General features: G+C 48.8%; 10 protein-coding genes and 1 pseudogene. 9 read left to right on the plus strand and 2 right to left on the minus strand.

From position 1 onward, the window contains the following. Nucleotides 1-25: 25 nt before the first annotated feature. Nucleotides 26-1,744: a beta-N-acetylhexosaminidase gene (nagZ, locus tag FE296_RS13505; RefSeq protein ID WP_150365251.1), complete on the plus strand. Its 1,719-nt coding sequence runs from the start codon at nucleotides 26-28 to the stop codon at nucleotides 1,742-1,744. Between the two features lie 167 nt (nucleotides 1,745-1,911). Here the strand turns inward: nagZ and FE296_RS13510 are convergent, their stop codons facing one another. Further along, nucleotides 1,912-3,312 (minus strand): serine hydrolase domain-containing protein, encoded by a 1,401-nt coding sequence (locus tag FE296_RS13510; RefSeq protein WP_150365252.1) that lies wholly within the window; start codon nucleotides 3,310-3,312, stop codon nucleotides 1,912-1,914. A gap of 267 nt (nucleotides 3,313-3,579) precedes the next feature. On the opposite strand from FE296_RS13510, the gene FE296_RS13515 reads away from it, so the two are divergent. Both FE296_RS13515 and FE296_RS13520 read left to right on the plus strand, forming a co-directional pair. Next, on the plus strand, nucleotides 3,580-5,553 hold the full coding sequence (locus FE296_RS13515) for a methyl-accepting chemotaxis protein (RefSeq protein WP_124118063.1): 1,974 nt from the start codon (nucleotides 3,580-3,582) through the stop codon (nucleotides 5,551-5,553). 217 nt (nucleotides 5,554-5,770) lie between these two features. Then, nucleotides 5,771-6,967 carry a DUF2087 domain-containing protein gene (locus tag FE296_RS13520; RefSeq protein WP_124118062.1) on the plus strand — a complete coding sequence of 399 codons (1,197 nt, stop codon included), beginning with the start codon at nucleotides 5,771-5,773 and terminating at the stop codon, nucleotides 6,965-6,967. A 135-nt stretch (nucleotides 6,968-7,102) separates the two neighbouring features. On the opposite strand, the gene FE296_RS13525 is transcribed toward FE296_RS13520, so the two are convergent. Further along, on the minus strand, nucleotides 7,103-9,103 hold the full coding sequence (locus tag FE296_RS13525; protein WP_150365254.1) for a methyl-accepting chemotaxis protein: 2,001 nt from the start codon (nucleotides 9,101-9,103) through the stop codon (nucleotides 7,103-7,105). A gap of 430 nt (nucleotides 9,104-9,533) precedes the next feature. Between FE296_RS13525 and FE296_RS13530 the strand changes: the two genes are divergently transcribed. From FE296_RS13530 to FE296_RS13555, 6 genes and pseudogenes are all read left to right on the plus strand, one after another. Continuing rightward, a complete protein-coding gene (locus FE296_RS13530) occupies nucleotides 9,534-10,238 on the plus strand; it encodes an AzlC family ABC transporter permease (protein ID WP_036616527.1) in 705 nt (234 codons plus the stop codon). Then, nucleotides 10,229-10,558, plus strand: a complete 330-nt coding sequence (locus tag FE296_RS13535; protein WP_076319591.1) for an AzlD domain-containing protein — start codon at nucleotides 10,229-10,231, stop codon at nucleotides 10,556-10,558. Before FE296_RS13530 ends, FE296_RS13535 begins: the two co-directional genes overlap by 10 nt. Before the next feature lie 325 nt (nucleotides 10,559-10,883). Beyond that, a pseudogene (locus FE296_RS13540) lies at nucleotides 10,884-11,680 on the plus strand (NAD-dependent epimerase/dehydratase family protein). A gap of 115 nt (nucleotides 11,681-11,795) precedes the next feature. After that, entirely contained in the window at nucleotides 11,796-12,452 is a 657-nt protein-coding gene (locus FE296_RS13545) for an SGNH/GDSL hydrolase family protein (protein ID WP_150365255.1), read from the plus strand. 283 nt (nucleotides 12,453-12,735) lie between these two features. Then, complete coding sequence (locus FE296_RS13550) at nucleotides 12,736-14,739, plus strand: heparinase II/III domain-containing protein (RefSeq protein ID WP_190945216.1); 2,004 nt, start codon at nucleotides 12,736-12,738, stop codon at nucleotides 14,737-14,739. Further along, a complete protein-coding gene (locus FE296_RS13555) occupies nucleotides 14,732-16,684 on the plus strand; it encodes a glycosyl hydrolase (protein WP_150365258.1) in 1,953 nt (650 codons plus the stop codon). The genes FE296_RS13550 and FE296_RS13555 overlap by 8 nt, the downstream gene beginning before the upstream one ends. Nucleotides 16,685-16,714 lie beyond the last annotated feature (30 nt).

Consider the following 16,714-nt stretch of genomic DNA (forward strand, 5'->3'; position numbering starts at 1 on the left):
GTTTGTCATCGGAAGGAGGCATGAAATGATTGGGCAAAAAGAGTTATACCAGTCTCATCTGAAACAAATGACCTTGCGCGAGAAAGTTGGGCAAATGCTGCTTTGCGGCTTTCATGGCACTGAAGCTGCTGGCGAGGTGGAACCCTTTCTTCGAAAGTATCCAATCGGTGGCTTGATCTATTTTGCGCGCAACGTTGAGTCGCCAGAGCAGGTAGAGCGGTTAACGTCGGGGCTACAACAGATTGCCAAAAGCAGCGGTAATGTGCCGCTCTGGATATCCATTGATCAGGAGGGCGGCATGGTTGCACGAATTACCGAAGGAATCGCCTTGATGCCTGGACCAATGGCTATTGCCGCTGCTAGTTCCATTGACGATGCGTATCAGGCGGCATACATCAGTGGGTTGGAGCTGAAGTCCATGGGCATTAACATGAACTTTGCTCCGGTATTGGATGTGAACAATAACGCGGCCAATCCGGTCATCGGTGTACGATCATTCGGCGAATCTCCACAATCGGTTGCAGAATATGGGGCCAGGACCATTGCGGGAATACAGGACGCTGGGATTGCAGCGACAGCCAAGCATTTCCCGGGGCATGGGGATACGGATACCGATTCCCATCTTGACCTCCCGATCATCACTCATGATCGTGAACGGGTAGAGCGCCTGGAGTTGATTCCATTCCGAGCCGCTATCGCCGAAGGTGTCGATGCCATGATGTCGGCGCATATTTATTTCCCTGCACTGGAGCCAGAGCGTCTGCCCGTAACGCTATCACAAACCGTGTTAAGTGGATTGCTTCGTCAGGAACTGGGCTATGACGGCATGATTGTAACGGATTGTATGGAGATGGACGCGATTGCCGTGAATTATGGCACTGTCGATGCAACTGTGATGGCGGTAGAGGCCGGAGCGGATTTGGTGTTAATTAGCCATACGGCCAAGCTTCAGGCAGAGGCATTTGAAGCGTTGTTAGCAGCTGTGAGGAGCGGGCGGATTAGCGAAAGTCGTATTGACGAGTCGGTGAATCGCCTGCTGATGTACAAGGCGAAACGTGGTTTGCTGGAGAGTGGAATGGGCGGTGCTGGTGATGATGAAGTGAATAGTGTATTCTCAAATGCACCCTCCCTGAATTCATCAAAGGATCTTTCACATTCCAGCGGGTCTGAGCGCAACAATTCTTTACACCAAGAAGTTGCCCGCCGTATTAGCGAGAATAGTATCACACTGGTGCGCGATCAGCTGAATATGCTGCCTTTGAAGCCGGAACGCACGCTGGTCATAACGGTTGCCACGTCCGTGACGACAATTGCAGACGAACAGCTGACTCAGACGTTCACCTTGGGCTCAGCATTATCCATCTATGGTCTGGATGTTGTCGATCTGACGGTGACGCCCGAGGAAGTCGCCATTCGTTCCGCACGTCTGCTTCAGGCAGCGGAAGCAGATGACATTCGGCAGATTGTGGTGGGAACCTACAATGCGGGAAGTCCCTCCGGCGATCCACAGTGCAGGCTGATTGGTTGGATACAGCAATTGGGTAAACCACTGGCTGTTGTGGCATTGCGAAGCCCCTATGATCTGCTGGCGCTTCCGGATGCCCAGGTCTATGTAGCGGCTTACGAGAGCCGGCCACTTGCCATGGATAGCGTCGCTCAGGCGCTGATGGGGCGCATTCCTTTTGCGGGGAAACTTCCTGTAACGTTAAAGCAGACAGCTGATCAAAGAGCGGATGTCTCCTAGGCAGTAATAAGAATATGAGTACATCTGCCTTTTGCAGGATGGAGAAGAGATGGATTGTGGGTTGAGTGAAGTGGAATCATGGGCCGTAAAAATGAAAACATATACAGAGCAAAGAGACGATCCTTCATGGACCGTCTCTTTGCTCTGTATAAACGAATAATTATAAATTATTGCAGCTGCAATGCTTTGGCTGTCTTGGCCTCAACTTGATCCAAAAGTGAAGTCATGTCCATACCTGCGTGGTTACCGAGCAGGATAATCGTGATATCATCGGACAGATTACGTGAAAAGGCTGTAGCGAACCCACCGCCACTACCGTTGTGGAAGACGGTACGGTTGGTGCCTTTCTCTTTGAGAATCCAGGCGTAGCCATAGTTTTTATCGGAGTAAGGCTCATACATCTGTTCAATCGTATCCTGGCTTAGAATCTTGTCCGTATACAACGCACGATCCCATTTCAGCATATCGTCCACCGTGGAATAGATGGTTCCTGATCCGGATTGAGACACATAGTAAGGCGCAGTTACCCATGCGTTATCTTGTTGAACAAAACCACTAATCGTGTGCACTTTACGGGAAGCCTCTCCCGAATTCTTCATACCAAGTGGTTTCAATATCGTCTGTTGCACGTAGTCGGCATAACTCATGCCAGATACCTGTTCAACGACGTATGCAAGCAAAACATAACCGCTGTTGCTGTATAGATAGGCACTCCCCGGTTCAAACTTCAACGTTTTGTGGCGAATCTCTTCTACAGTCTCTTCCATGGAAGTTCCTTCACCCCGACCAAATGCGGATGGCAGACCTGAAGTCTGGGATAACAGCATATGCAGCGTGATCTGATCTCCCTTCGGTATACCAGAAATATACTTGGAGATTGGATCTTGCACATTAATCTTACCATCCTCCACGAGACTCAGAATGGACGCGGCCGTAAAGGATTTGCTCAGCGATGCGATTCGGGTCTTCTGATCCGGGCGATTCAGCGTCTGCTCATCGGCAAGTCCGTAGCCTTGCTTTAGAAGCACTTCACCATCGCGGGCAATCAGAGCCATACCTGGATAGTTGATCTCGCGCAGATATGTATCCACGCTGGCAACCTTGCTATTCAGCAGGCTGACCTGATCAGTGACCATTTTTACACTCATCTGCCCCGTGGCTGTGCGATGGACCTTGATGTCTGCCTTGATTGCATTAGCCATGGCCCGGATAGGTACCATCAACGTACCGTTAACGGTACGTGAATTCACACCTGTAGCCAGATCGACCTTGTTTACTTTAATGGAATTACTACCAGCCTGATGGATCAGCTTGTCTCTGCCAACGGTAATGGTAGCCGTCTTGGTGCGATTATCCCATTTCAACGTGCCTTTAACCGATGTGACCACATCCCGTAGTGGAACAAACGTTGAGCCTTTGATTATAAGTGGTGCGTTCTTCCAGGATTGTTGCTCACCATTCACTTCAATGTGAACTGCTTGCGTCGCCTGCGCTGCGGATGCCGTAATACCAGCTTGTCCCAGAATCGGGCCTGCGCACAGGATGAGCACTAACAGAATGCGGAACATGGATGAATATAACGTGGAAATACGTTGTCTTTCATTTGACTTGCGTAAGATTTGAATCCTCTCCTTCCAATCGTTTCATGAATAGCCAGCTTATGAGCATTGTAAACGATCTCGCGTAGAGGGTCAAAACGATTAAGCGGATATAATCCATATCATCTGATCAGATCATTTAAATTAAATTTGTACTAATTTAGTATCTATACATAATATTTTTACAGCGATTGTCCGATAAAAGGATGGGTGAAGATTATGATGGGGGATAGTTAAATGAAGAAAAGGATTCGAAACTGGTTTACTTTAACCGTAAAAAAACGCCTGATCGCTGCATTGCTCCTGTTCTTGATTGTTCCGAGCATTACCGTGGGTTGGTTGTCTTATCAAAAAGCTGCTGACCAGGTTAAGCAGGAAATTATTCGTTCCGCACAGGCCAAAACAGAAATGCTTAGTCTGCAAATAAATCAAATGCTGGATATGGAGAAGGATAACGCAGCACAGATGGCTGCAGGTATTACTTCAAACGATATCATTAATAAATCCCCTGCACTGCAAAGGCAGATGGATCGGATGTCTCAGAATCATAAGGAGCTGGGTGTACTCACCGCAGGTGCCGAAGATGGCAGCTGGATGAAATCCCCAGAATCCGAGGAACAGAATTATGATCCTCGAGAACGTTCATGGTATAAGATGGGCATGTCTCAGGATGAAACTGTAATCTCGGATACGTTCCAGTCGGCTTCGACGGGTGAATGGGTTGTGACCGCGGCAGCCAAGCTGGCTGACGGCAAAGGGGTATTCGGAGCCAATGTCAGTCTCAATCATCTGAAAGAATCCGTAGATCAGATACGCATCGGTAAAGAAGGCAAACTGTACATGCTGGATAACGGTGGGAAGTTCCTGTTCCATTACAATATTGAATCCGGTACACAGTCGGATGAACCTTACATTAATGAGATGTATACGAAAGAAAGCGGAACCGTGAAGTATACATATGATGGTCACGAAGTGGAAGCTGTGTATTTCACCAATCCGGTGACAGGCTGGAAAATTGTTGGCGAGATGGTTCCTTCCGAAGCAACTGAAGCCGTAATGCCTATTTTGATTCGTTCCATTACAATTGTGGCATCTGCATTGGTTATTGGGCTGATTCTGCTTGTTTTCATTATTCGCAGCATTCATCGGCCATTACTGCAATTAACACAGGCAGCATCGAAAGTAAGTGCCGGGGATCTCACCGTTCGGGTAGGTTTGCAGCGCCGGGATGAGTTCGGACTGCTTGGAGAAAGCTTCGACACGATGACGACTTCACTGCGTAATGTGCTTGGAGAGGTACATGATACGTCCAGCCAGCTGGCGGCATCTTCGGAAGAGCTGATGGCAAGTTCGGAGCAGACATCGAAAGCCACAGAACAGGTGGCTGAACTGATGCAGGATGCAGCTGCGGGAACGACTTTGCAGAACAATAGTCTTGCTGCTACAGGCCAACTCGTAGGCGAAATGTCCATTGGAGTCAAAGAAATCTCATCAAGTGCTGAAGACACCGCTCGTATCGCTCTGGATGCTTCCACCAAGTCGGAAGCGGGCATGGTGACAGTGGAAGAAGCGGTTACCCATATTCAGCAGGTGAATGACGAGAGCAAAGCCATGTCTGTGGTCATTGAGGATCTGCGCGCGAAAAATGAAGAGATTCTGGTGATTGTGGCCGAGATTACGGCCATTGCCAAGCAGACGAACATTCTCGCATTGAATGCATCCATTGAAGCTTCAAGAGCTGGCGAGCAAGGGCGCGGATTCGCGGTCGTAGCCAACGAAGTGAAGACACTGGCTCACAGTTCAGGTGCTTCAGCCGAGCGGATTAATGAGCTTATGCATGAGATGCAGGAGAAAACCAATGCGGTGCAATCCACTTTTGCCCGTACGGGAGAAGGTATGGTGAAGAGTTCGCAGATGGTTACAGAAGCGGGCGAAGCATTCCATAACATTCGCACTGCGGTACAGTTGGTGGCTGCACAAGCTGGAGAAGTATCCGCGGCTTCCCGTCAAATTGATGGTGGCATGAGTCATGTCAACAAGGCAGTAAGTGATACCATGGTTCTGTCGGACAGAATTGCCTCTGGAACGGAAGATGGATCAGCGGCGGCTCAAGAGCAGTTGGCTACAATGGAAGAGGTTGCAGCTTCTTCGGCAGCATTGTCACGTATGGCTGAAGATCTGCAAAGCATGATTGAACGTTTTAAGTTGTAACAAGGATTGAAATGAGACTGCAGGGTTGCGACCCTGCAGTCTTTTTTCTTTGAACAAGGGGCATCCGTTATGTCTTTAAACACAGCATTCTTTTCCATTATATTGACATATAATAAACAAAGTTATATTATGTCTATAAATGAACAAACATAATTATAAAATATTTGATTATTATACGGTTGAAATGACCATAACAATGATAAAAAGGAGCTTTGTCATGAAATCATCGGAATCCTGGTTGCAAACCGCTTCATTGGAAGAGATCAAGCGTGGTTATATGGAGGAGGGTGCTGCCTATACATGCGTCTGCTGCGGATACAGGACGGAAGCGGGGATTATCTATCCTGAAGAAGGAGTGCTCTATGAGGCAGCCCGTTATATGCGAGTGCATATTGAGAAGGTTCATGGATCGGTATTTGAATATTTGCTGGAGCTGGATAAAAGCGTAACCGGATTGTCTGATGTCCAGCGGGGCTTGCTGGCCCAGTTTCATGAAGGAAAGAAGGATGTTGAAGTACAGAAGGCCCTTGGTATAGGGAGTGCCTCCACGATCCGGAATCATCGGTTTGTATTAAAGGAGAAGGAACGGCAGGCCAAGATATTCCTGGCATTAATGGAACTTCTCAAAAGTAAGGATACCCAGGCTCCAGCCGAATGGGTGTCGCCGGTGACAAGACATGGACATACGATCCATCGTGATTCATTTGATATTACAGAACATGATCGGGAAAAGGTGCTGAAAAAGTATTTTCCAGAGGGTACCGGCGGTCCGCTGACGACGTTTCATATACAGCAAAAGCATAAATATATCGTGCTCACCGAAATTGCCAAACGATTCGAGACAGAGCGCCAATATTCCGAAAAACAGGTCAATGAGCTGCTGAAGGAAGTTAATGATGATTACGTGGAAATACGGAGGTATCTCATCGATTATGGTTTGCTGGTACGTGAGTCAGACGGCAGTCAGTATTGGGTGGGAAGCCGCGCAGATCAACAGAGCGCCGGAGATGGAAAACAGGAACGTAAAGAAAAGGGGGAGCAGGAGAAGATGAATCGTCGCAAAGAATTGCAGGAACAGGCCAAAGAAGTCAAAACGGAAGCAGGCGTCTACCAGATTCGAAATGAACGTAACGGCAAAGTTTATATCGACAGCACACTTAACCTGAAAACCATTAACGGACAACGGTTTATGTTACAGATGGGTAGCCATCTGAATCGAAGGTTGCAGGCTGAATGGAATGAATATGGAGAGAATGCGTTTGTGATCGAAGTGCTGGAGACATTGAAGCAAGATGACAACCCGTATTACGATCCCAAAGACGCACTCGCCAAATGTCTGAATCGCTGGTTTGAACAGTTAGAGCCATACGGAGATCAAGGGTACCACGGAGATAAAAAGCCATCTGCTGATTAATCGGGACATTTTCCTCTCTAAAATGCCTGACCTTTTATAACCCCAAAGCCCCTTTGCCAATATGATGGCAAAGGGGCTTTGGGTGTTACAGACTACTTATTATATAAGTTGAACTAATCTTTTACACGATAACGATTACAGCTTGAATTGTTCCACCAGCTTCTGCAGCTTGTGAGCCAGATGGGCAAGGGAATCAGCAGAGGAAGATATCTCCTGCATGGACGCCACCTGCTCCTCCGTAGCAGCGGAGATGTTCTCTGTTCCATCGGCATTGGTTTCCGATATGGCGTGGATCTGATCAATGGACTGCACCACTTCGGCTGTACTTGCAGACATCTGTTGTGAGGCTGCTGCAATGTTCTCAAGCTGATGATTAACGACCCCAACAGCCTCACTGATCTGGGCAAAAGCTTCATCTGCAAACTGAACGGCACGAATGCCGTTGCTTACATCCTGTTGCCCGATCTGTACATTGTGATTGGCCATTGAAATCTCCTGTTGAATCGCTCCGACCATCTCTACAATCTTTTGGCCGGACAGGCTCGATTGTTCCGCCAGCTTGCGGACTTCGCTGGCAACAACAGAGAAGCCACGTCCATGCTCACCTGCACGTGCTGCTTCTATAGAAGCATTGAGAGCAAGCAAATTGGTCTGTGCAGCGATATCTGTAATCACAGATACCATCTCACCAATGGATGTGGAATGCTGTTCAAGTCGTCCAGCAGTATCTGCCATCCCTTGCACAAAGCGACTCACGGAACTCATCTCGGATACGGCCGTCTGCATGGTTGCATTCCCTTTATCCGCGAGCTCACTTGCTTGCATGGCAGCTTCGGATACTTGCTGTGTGCTGTTCGTTACCTGTCCTACACCTCCAGCAAGCTCATTCATCTGTAGTGCCGTATGTTTCAGGCTGCTTGTTTGTTTCTCAAGTCCAGCTGCGGATTCTTCCGTGATCAGGGCGACTTGCTCTGTTGCTTTGGTTGTCTCCGATGAGTTGACTGCCAATTGTGTGGATGAGGCGGTTAACTCGTCAGCCGTGTGTCGCACGTCCTGAATAACGGTTCGCAGGGATTCGCTCATCTTATTGAAGCTGGTGCTCAGCTTGCCGAATTCATCCTGTCCCAATACAGCAACCTCGATGGTCAGATTACCATTACTAATTTCGTCAGATGCCTTCACCAAGCGGTTCAGCGGTTTGGTGATGGATTGCACAATCCAGAAAATAATGATGGAGCTAACAGCAATTGCAATCGCTACAACAATAAGTGTGGTGTATAGGATCGGACGGACAGAAGCCGTCACTTCCCCACTGTCAATGACACCAACCACGGTCCAGCCCGTCGTTTCATTGGTGGAGAAAAAGGCGTGTTCCTGGTTTCCATTTAGTGTATAGGTCAAACTTCCGTTTTTCTGTGCAAAAATATCTTTATAGGGTGCCATGGTTCCTTCGGTCCCCGGTTTTTCGGTAGGATGTACAATGATTTTATTGGCATTATCAATGATATAGACATAACCCTTCTCGCCAATCTTGGTGGAATTAACCGTCTTCGAGAGGGCTTCAAGCGACAGGCTGACAGAGACGACACCATGGCCATCCGCTGAGGTCTGAGCTACTGAAGCAACAACATTGCCGGTATTGCTTGATAAGTAGGGGGTGATTACGGTAGGAACATCTTTGTTTTGCGTAGCAGCCTGATACCACGGGCGTTCGCGCGGGTCATATCCTTCTTTGTTCACCGCAGTTACAGGGGAGTTAATATACACGCCCTGATCGGTACCGATGGAGGCAAGTTCCACGTCATCATGGGTTTCCTTATACGCGTCGAGTAAGGTACGGATGGTATCTGTCTCGTCACCCTGATTGGGTCCGACATTGCCTGCATCCAGCTGACTTGCCAGGAAATCAACATTTTTGCGTGTTGCACCAATGATCTGGTCAATGGTCTGGTTGAGCACAGTAACATTGCTAATTGCGTTTTCATACATTTTCTCTTCGACCTTGGCATCGGCTGTTTGAAACGAGATAATGCCCAGACTGATTGTGGGAATGAGTAGTACGATGGCAAATGACAAAATCAGTTTCTCTCTCATCTGCAGCGTTCTTTTGGCCCCTTGTTTACGAATCTTCTTCATACACATTCCCCCTCTGTGTCATCCAACCATTTCCCTGGTGGATATATCCAATCTGGTAAAGTTTCCAACACTTCCAGAAGTTTCTGGTGCTATCGTATGACAAAATTCGAGTTTATTCAACATTATTTATGCGTTTTGTGAAAATATTTTTCGGTTTTATAGGTATTTAGAATTACATCTGTTCTATAAAAATTAAACTGTCTCTCCCTTAGTGCACATCTTGTGGTATATTTCTGAATTAATGTGAAATGAATTTTGCAAATTGTGAAATCCACAAGGCACGTACCTGATCATGTTGAATAGTTGTTTTTATGAAGAATGGACCTGGATGGAGCTACATCCATATATATCGGTTTATGGAGATAGAAATTGGAGAGGGGTTGTACGGCAGTTGGACCAAAGTACACTACAGATATCTGGACAGGAGAACATGGAAGAGGTCCAGGATCAGGCTACATTCATGCAGGGGGTCAAAGATTGTATCCCAACCCTGCTTGGTTATTTGAGTATAGGTTTTGCAGCGGGTGTCATTGAAATGACCGCAGGTCTGAGTCTGGCGGAAACGGCGCTGCTCAGCCTGATTTTATATGCAGGATCAGCTCAGTTCATTGCAGCGGGCATGCTCGCATCGAATGGGTCAGCAGTAGCTATCATGTTCACCATATTTTTTGTGAATCTTCGTCATTTGCTGCTTAGCGCAGCTGTATCACCGTATTTTCGGCATCTGACCCCGCTTAAAAATATGTGGATCGGTTCATTGCTTACGGATGAGTCTTTCGGTGTGGCGATGACACGTGCGATTGGCAGGGAAAGGCTCAGTGAACGCTGGATGCACGGTCTGAATATTACCGCATATCTGAACTGGTTCGTGGCTAATATGGCGGGAGCGTACTTTGGACGCTGGATCACCAATCCGGAACGACTGGGCCTGGATTATGCCCTGCCAGCGATGTTTATTGGACTGGTTGTACTCCAGTTGGTGCATCGCAAAAACAAAAAAATACACATTAATGTGGCGATCATCGCTGTGGTCTGTGTAATCTTCGCCAGCATGGCTTCACTTGGCAGCATGAGTGTCATTGTGGCTGCGGTCATTGCGGCAACGATGGGAGTGTTCATGGAACGATGGAAGTAAGATGGGATGTATTCTGGATTATTATGGGGTCAGCGCTGTTAACATTTATTCCGCGTGTACTGCCACTGATGCTGTTCAGCAAGATACAGATTCCAATGTGGTTGTTACGCTGGCTGGAGTATGTACCCGTAGCAGTCATGGCAGCGCTGATTGGTCAGGAACTGTTCATGTCGGACAACCAGTTAGTGCCGATTACGCAAAATGCAGCTCTGTGGGCATCTTTGCCTACGATTGCAGTAGCCATCTGGACACGCAGTCTGCTGGGAACCGTATTGGTTGGTATTGTGGCTATGATGATCTTGCGATACTGGATCGGATAGTTGAACTAAAATATTTACACTAACCACTTCGATGACAGAACAACCTTCCGATCACTGTTATCCCCAGATTTTTTAATTCACTTTTATAAAGGTGAAAATCTTGGGATAGCGTATGCTTTCGATGCAGCTTTCTTTCAGAAAGCCTTCAGGCGAACGCTTCGCTTCTTCAGGTTCTTTCTGTCCTCTACGTTCTCGTGTAAATGGCTGGTTCAACTTATATAAGTTGAATTATAACATCCGGTAATTCCTTCGCCTGATCGGTTAATACTGTTCTATAAAGGGCAGATAGCCTATCTAAGCGAAGGGAGCTGGATTCATGAGTGAACTGAAGCGCAAGCTGTTAATTACGGGAGCTGCAGGAGTCATTGGTCGCAGTCTGCTGGAGGGGCTGAGAGCCAAGGGTGCGTATGACATCGTTGCGGCTGATCTGCGTGAAGACGAGGAAGCTGGCATTGTAGCCATGGATGTGACAGATGGGGAACGCCTGAAGGAACTGATGCAGGGGGTTCACACCGTTCTGCACATTGCATGGGCCAAGGATGAGGAAGATTTTCTGGGCAAAGTTCTGCCGATCAACGTAACCGGAGCCTACCATGTGTATGAAGCAGCTCGGTTGAATGGTGTTCGGCGGGTGATCTTCGCAAGTTCCAACCATGCAACAGGCTTCTATCCTACTGGTGAAGATATTGAAGTAGATGACCCGTACCGACCGGACAGTTTCTATGGACTTAGCAAATGTTATATTGAACTGCTGGGACGTTATTACGTTGACAAATATGACCTGTCCTCATTCAACATTCGGATTGGAAACTTCTCAGGTGTACATACCCGCACTCAGAGCGCTCGGCTCATATTTGGATATCACCAAGGGACATGGTCCAGCTCGTTGAGTGCTGTATTGAAGCCGATCCAGATATGAAGTATCTGAATTTGTACGGGACTTCTGCGAATACAGATAATTACTATGATATTGGCTATCTGGCGCAGGAGATTGGATACCGCCCACAGGATGATGCAGCCGAGTTGTGGGAAGAGGCAAAGCTTAGAGGCGTACCCGACAAACAGGATGAGACAGCCTATCAGGGCGGAGGCCATGTGGAGAAAGAACCGAAAGATTCATAAGATGGCGACACTCGGTGATGAAAACGCTATTTTCTATTGTGGCCGAAAGGGATAAAATGGAGACTGAGGTGTTCAGTGTTTCCATTTTGCACAAGAGGAAGGAACGATTTTAATCATGAGTACAAGTCCATCCGTTATATTGTTTCAGGGAGACTCGATTACAGATGGGGGAAGATCACGCAATGATGATCCGAATCATTTTCTCGGACACGGATATGCGTATCTAATCTCCAGCAAACTGGGTATGGAACTGGCGGGCAAGCATAAGACCTTCTATAACAGAGGCATCAGCGGGGATCGGGCATCCGATCTGTACGCACGCTGGAATGAGGATACCATTAGTCTAAAACCGGACCTGATCAGCATCCTGATTGGGGTTAATGATGCCTGGCGCACGATGAATGGTGAACCTAGCGGGGTAACGGATCGTTTCGGACGGGCGTATCGCCATTTGCTCGAAGAAACTCGGGAAGTGATGCCGGACACGGGGCTGATTTTGATGGAGCCGTTTATTCTGAGAACCGGAGCGACCGCGGAGAAATGGGAAGCCTGGGAAGAGTATATCGGTCAATATCAGAAACTGGCCCAAGGTCTTGCTGAGGAATTTGGAGCTGTGTGGGTGCCATTGCAGCAGACGTTTAATGACGCTCTGAAACAGGCGGATGCAGCGTACTGGTTATGGGATGGCGTACACCCAACCGCAGCAGGTCATGAGCTGATTGCACGCCAATGGTTGTCTGTTGTACAGAATTCATCGCTTGCGATTGTGTAATAACAACAGCGGACAGTTGCGATATGGGCAGCAGCACTTTAGGTATACAGGATTAGTTGAGGATATAAGATAGTTAAGAATATGAGATAGCTATAAAAAGCCTGTGGACAGGCAGAATGCAACGGAGAACCTGACGAAGGTTCTTCGTTTTTTTTGTGTTGGGAAGGAGAAGGACGTAACGTCGTGGAAAGGTTTGTAATGGATAATTTTTCAAAAGCGCTATCATATCCAGTAAAATGAAATCGATTACATTATAATGGGTATGACAATCCATTAACGGAGTGTGGTGAATCCAGTGGAAGATTCCATTCACGAAGTTGAAAATGAAAATATAAACCAACGTGGAAACGAGAGCAGAACATTGAGTTTCTTAAGTGCCGACAGACTCTTGGAGAAGTTATCCCGGCCTGAATTGGCTACGTTATACACAGACTTGAAGAATTACGCTGAACGTGCCTTGAAAGAACCCATGCCTTCCTTGTCGTTCCGTCTATATCGACAGTTCAGCGGTACGGGTGAGCGCCAAGCATATGAGCAGACTTATTTCGATCGAAGGGGCAGGCTGGCTGGTGTGGCGATGCTCGCCCTGGACACGGCTAGGCCGGATGCACTGCAGGCGCTGGAAGAAATGTTGTGGGACGTGTGTGGTGAGTATACGTGGTGTTTGCCCGCGCATCTGGGTACGGGAGAGGTCAAGCAGGTGAATGGGAACATCGATCTGTTCGCCGCAGAGACAGTACATATGCTGGCCGAGATTGTGACCATTCACGCCGAGCGGCTGGATCGCCTTGTCATAGAGCGAATCAGGTCTGAGGCAGAGCGGCGAATCTTCATCCCGCTATACCGGGAGCAACGGAAGTTTCACTGGCAGACAGCGGATCACAACTGGTCGGCGGTCTGTGGTGGCTGCTGTGGCATGGCCGCATTGTTACTGCTCGAAGATGAGTCCACACTACAGGAATCGATCTCCCATACGGTCAGCTGTATGAATGCATTCTTGAGCGGTTATGGCGAGGATGGCGGCTGCGCCGAAGGTATTGGATATTGGGTATATGGCTTTGGTTATTTCACCTATTATGCCGAGATGCTTCGTGAATATAGTGAGGGCGAACTAGATCTGCTGACAGGTTCCAAAATCGCAGACATCGCAGCCTTCCCGCTGCGAGTTCACTTGTCAGGCGGAACATTCGTAAATTATTCAGACAGTGCAGAGCAGGAAGAGATTCCTTCCGGATTGCTTTCCCTGCTCGCATCCCGAGTTGGGTTGCAGGTGGATCTGCCGCTTCATATTCCACTGCTTACCGATGATCCCTGTCATCGCTGGGCTCATCTATTGCGGAACGTGATGTGGAGCGATCCGGCAGTATACGGTGATGAAGGAGTCTCTGGACAGGTTGAACGTGGATTTATTTTTCAAAATCTGGGCTGGCTGGTTGCGAAGGGTGTGCTTCATTCTCCGGGTAAACAACGTTCCAGTGGCGTGCCCCTTCATGTGGCTATTTCCGTTAAAGGCGGGCATAACGATGAACCTCACAACCATAATGATCTGGGGCAGTTCATTATCCATTGCGGTGGTGAGAATATTCTGTGTGATCCAGGAGCAGGGTTGTACAGCCAAGCGTATTTTGCACCAGGCAGGGAGCAACTGTTCCACATCTCGTCATCCGGTCATAACGTTCCGCTCATTGAAGGCCAGGAGCAATGCTCCGGTCGGCAAGCACAGGCCCGTGTGTTAGAGGCAAAGCTGGCAGAGGGTGGCGGTGAGCTGAATACAACATTGGATCTGACAGCCGCTTACTCTGGGGCAGCTTCACTGGCTCGTTATACGCGCCAATTTCATTGGAAGATGGCTTCTGAAGGTAGCGGGAATGGGGCGGAATTGCGTCTCATTGACCGTTTTCAATGGAAGAGCAGGATGGTGCTTTCGGCAGAACGATTCTCTTCGGTGGATGATTCAGATGCAGGATGTTCGAGCGTAGTGGAGCGCTGGATGAGCAGAGTACAACCTGAGGTGGTGAAGAGCGGTAACCTTCGCTGGCAAGGTGTGCATGGAACGATCCATATGACGTATGATGCGAACCAGTGGCAGGTTTTTACGGAGGTTATGAACACAGTTGATCATGACAATGTTCCCGTCACATTCTATCGGACGTCAATATCATGGACAGGTGTGATCGATGAGACGGATGTTCGGACAGAACGCCATAATCCGCTTGAAACGGTATGTGAGGTACGCTTCATCATTGAACCGAAAATGGGAGAAACCGAGGTGAGCATGCGTGAGTAAATATACATCTGCGTCCACGTATCCATGGAAAGACGAACTCGAACATTACCGTACATTGGCAGAACAAGCGGGTCCCCCTCCGACAGACGGCTGGAATAGGGAGCGCAAGTTGGCACTTGTTGAGAGTGTTGTTCGCGCTTACACACCATATCAGGACAGCCAAGGTGCAATTATCGACCCGTTCTCGGGTGTGGAGAGATATTATTCTACACCGGCCTATGCGATGGCTGCGGCAGTTCTGGTTAATGGCGGGCGTATAGATCTGCTTGACTCCGCAGCGGCAGCCCTCTCTCAGAGCATTGATGCCGTGGTCAAACGTAGCGCACCTGACAATCACCCCGATTTTTTTCCGGTGCTCATGATGAGAGCCTATATGTTGTTGAAGTCACATCTGCCTGAGCAAGCAAACATCTGGGCTGAGGCACTCAAGACGATCCATCCTGAACAAGATTATGTGTTTACGATGAGCAAAATGAATAATCCTAACCGCATGATTAACTGGAACGCCATTATGATCTCTGGCGAATATTTGCGGTGGCATGAACAGCTGGCAAGTGAGGATACAGCGTGGATGGATCGTTATCTGGAAGCCTATCATCTGCCCCGATTTACTGCACTTGGTTTGTATCAGGATGGACCGCTGGACCGTCCGAATTGTCCATTTTCCTATGATATTGCCACCCGTTATCACCTTGGGGTGATGCTTGAGGCGGGTTACGAGGGAGCCACTGCCGATAGGTTACGTGAGCAGCTGCGCCATGGTGCCTTTAGCTCGCTACTGACGCTCTCGCCGCTAGGTGAGATTCCACCGCGTGGCCGCAGCTCCCAGCACCAGTGGAATGAAGCGGCAGCAGCTTATGTATGTTCTACACATGCAACGCAGGCTCTGGAGGCGGGAGATCCCGTGATGGCGGGTGCATTCGCACGTGCGGCCAATCGGTGTTTTGCTGCTGTGGAGCGCTGGAAAATGGATGATGGGCGCCTGAAAATCGTGCGCAATGAATACGCGCCAGAAGATCGCCACGGGTATGAGATCTATACCAACCATACGTGTTACAACCTGTGGACAGCAGCAGCACTGGCCCACGCCTGTCTCAGTGATCCGGGAGATGATGTGAGCGATGTGTACCTTCCTTCCGAGGTGGGCAGCCGAGTGTTGCAGACCGACGGGTGGTTCGAAACCGTGATCGCATCCGTACCTGGTCAGCAACTGGTAGTACACACAGCGATGAATGATCCGTATACGATCCCTGGTTTGGTGCGGATTCAGCAGACAGGGTTACCTGGTCTGATTGGTCCGTCGGCTGCCAGCCATGTGCAGGCCGGATTCACGGAATTTGCCGGAGGGGTGGTCCGTCCGCTCAGCTACTGTCCTGCTTGGAAGACACCAGATGGGGTATGGCACAGCCTTGCAGAGGGTATTCCATCCGGTGGTGCATATGATCGGGATGCTGGATTAGACCCTGCTCAGGGAGGTGGGTCAATCGTGTATGAAAAAGTGGGCCAGGATACGCCGAATCAAGTAGAGGGACATCTGGCGGAAACAGCGGCGGAAGAGAGAGTAAACACCTCCGAGAATTCTTTTGCTGTGACATGGGTTGGTCCCTTGCCTGGCGTGGAAACATTGCGCACTCATTATGTGCAGCAGGCAGACTTGCTGACCATAACGTATGAATTCGAAGGTGAGATCACGGCGGCAGGTGCACTCATTCCGTTGATGTTCCATGATGGCCGTGAACAGGCGGTGATTACCCATACGGATCATAGTGTGCGAACGGCGTATCGGGGGGCCTATGTAGAATCTACAGCGCTGGATCAGGGAGCCATTATTCATCTGGAAGAGCAGGCTGTGGCTTCCCGTAATGGGTTGCTGAAGGAAGCGCGAATTGAAGTGAGCGGAGCCCGTAGTCTGACATTTTCGATCCGATTGGGCGAGTTTAACTGAAGGTGTTGAGGTTGAGGATGAGCTGGAGCA

Origin of the sequence: Paenibacillus sp. UASWS1643 (assembly GCF_008693195.1) — a bacterium.
Lineage (GTDB): Bacteria > Bacillota > Bacilli > Paenibacillales > Paenibacillaceae > Paenibacillus > Paenibacillus amylolyticus_B.

Bases quoted from the DNA above. Each gene is read 5' to 3' on its own strand.
- FE296_RS13525 (WP_150365254.1), bottom strand. From the start codon at position 9,103: ATGAAGAAGATTCGTAAACAAGGGGCCAAAAGAACGCTGCAGATGAGA.
- FE296_RS13530 (WP_036616527.1), top strand. From the start codon at position 9,534: ATGGAAGAGGTCCAGGATCAGGCTACATTCATGCAGGGGGTCAAAGAT.
- nagZ (WP_150365251.1), top strand. From the start codon at position 26: ATGATTGGGCAAAAAGAGTTATACCAGTCTCATCTGAAACAAATGACC.
- FE296_RS13545 (WP_150365255.1), top strand. From the start codon at position 11,796: ATGAGTACAAGTCCATCCGTTATATTGTTTCAGGGAGACTCGATTACA.
- FE296_RS13535 (WP_076319591.1), top strand. From the start codon at position 10,229: ATGGAAGTAAGATGGGATGTATTCTGGATTATTATGGGGTCAGCGCTG.
- FE296_RS13515 (WP_124118063.1), top strand. From the start codon at position 3,580: ATGAAGAAAAGGATTCGAAACTGGTTTACTTTAACCGTAAAAAAACGC.
- FE296_RS13520 (WP_124118062.1), top strand. From the start codon at position 5,771: ATGAAATCATCGGAATCCTGGTTGCAAACCGCTTCATTGGAAGAGATC.
- FE296_RS13510 (WP_150365252.1), bottom strand. From the start codon at position 3,312: ATGTTCCGCATTCTGTTAGTGCTCATCCTGTGCGCAGGCCCGATTCTG.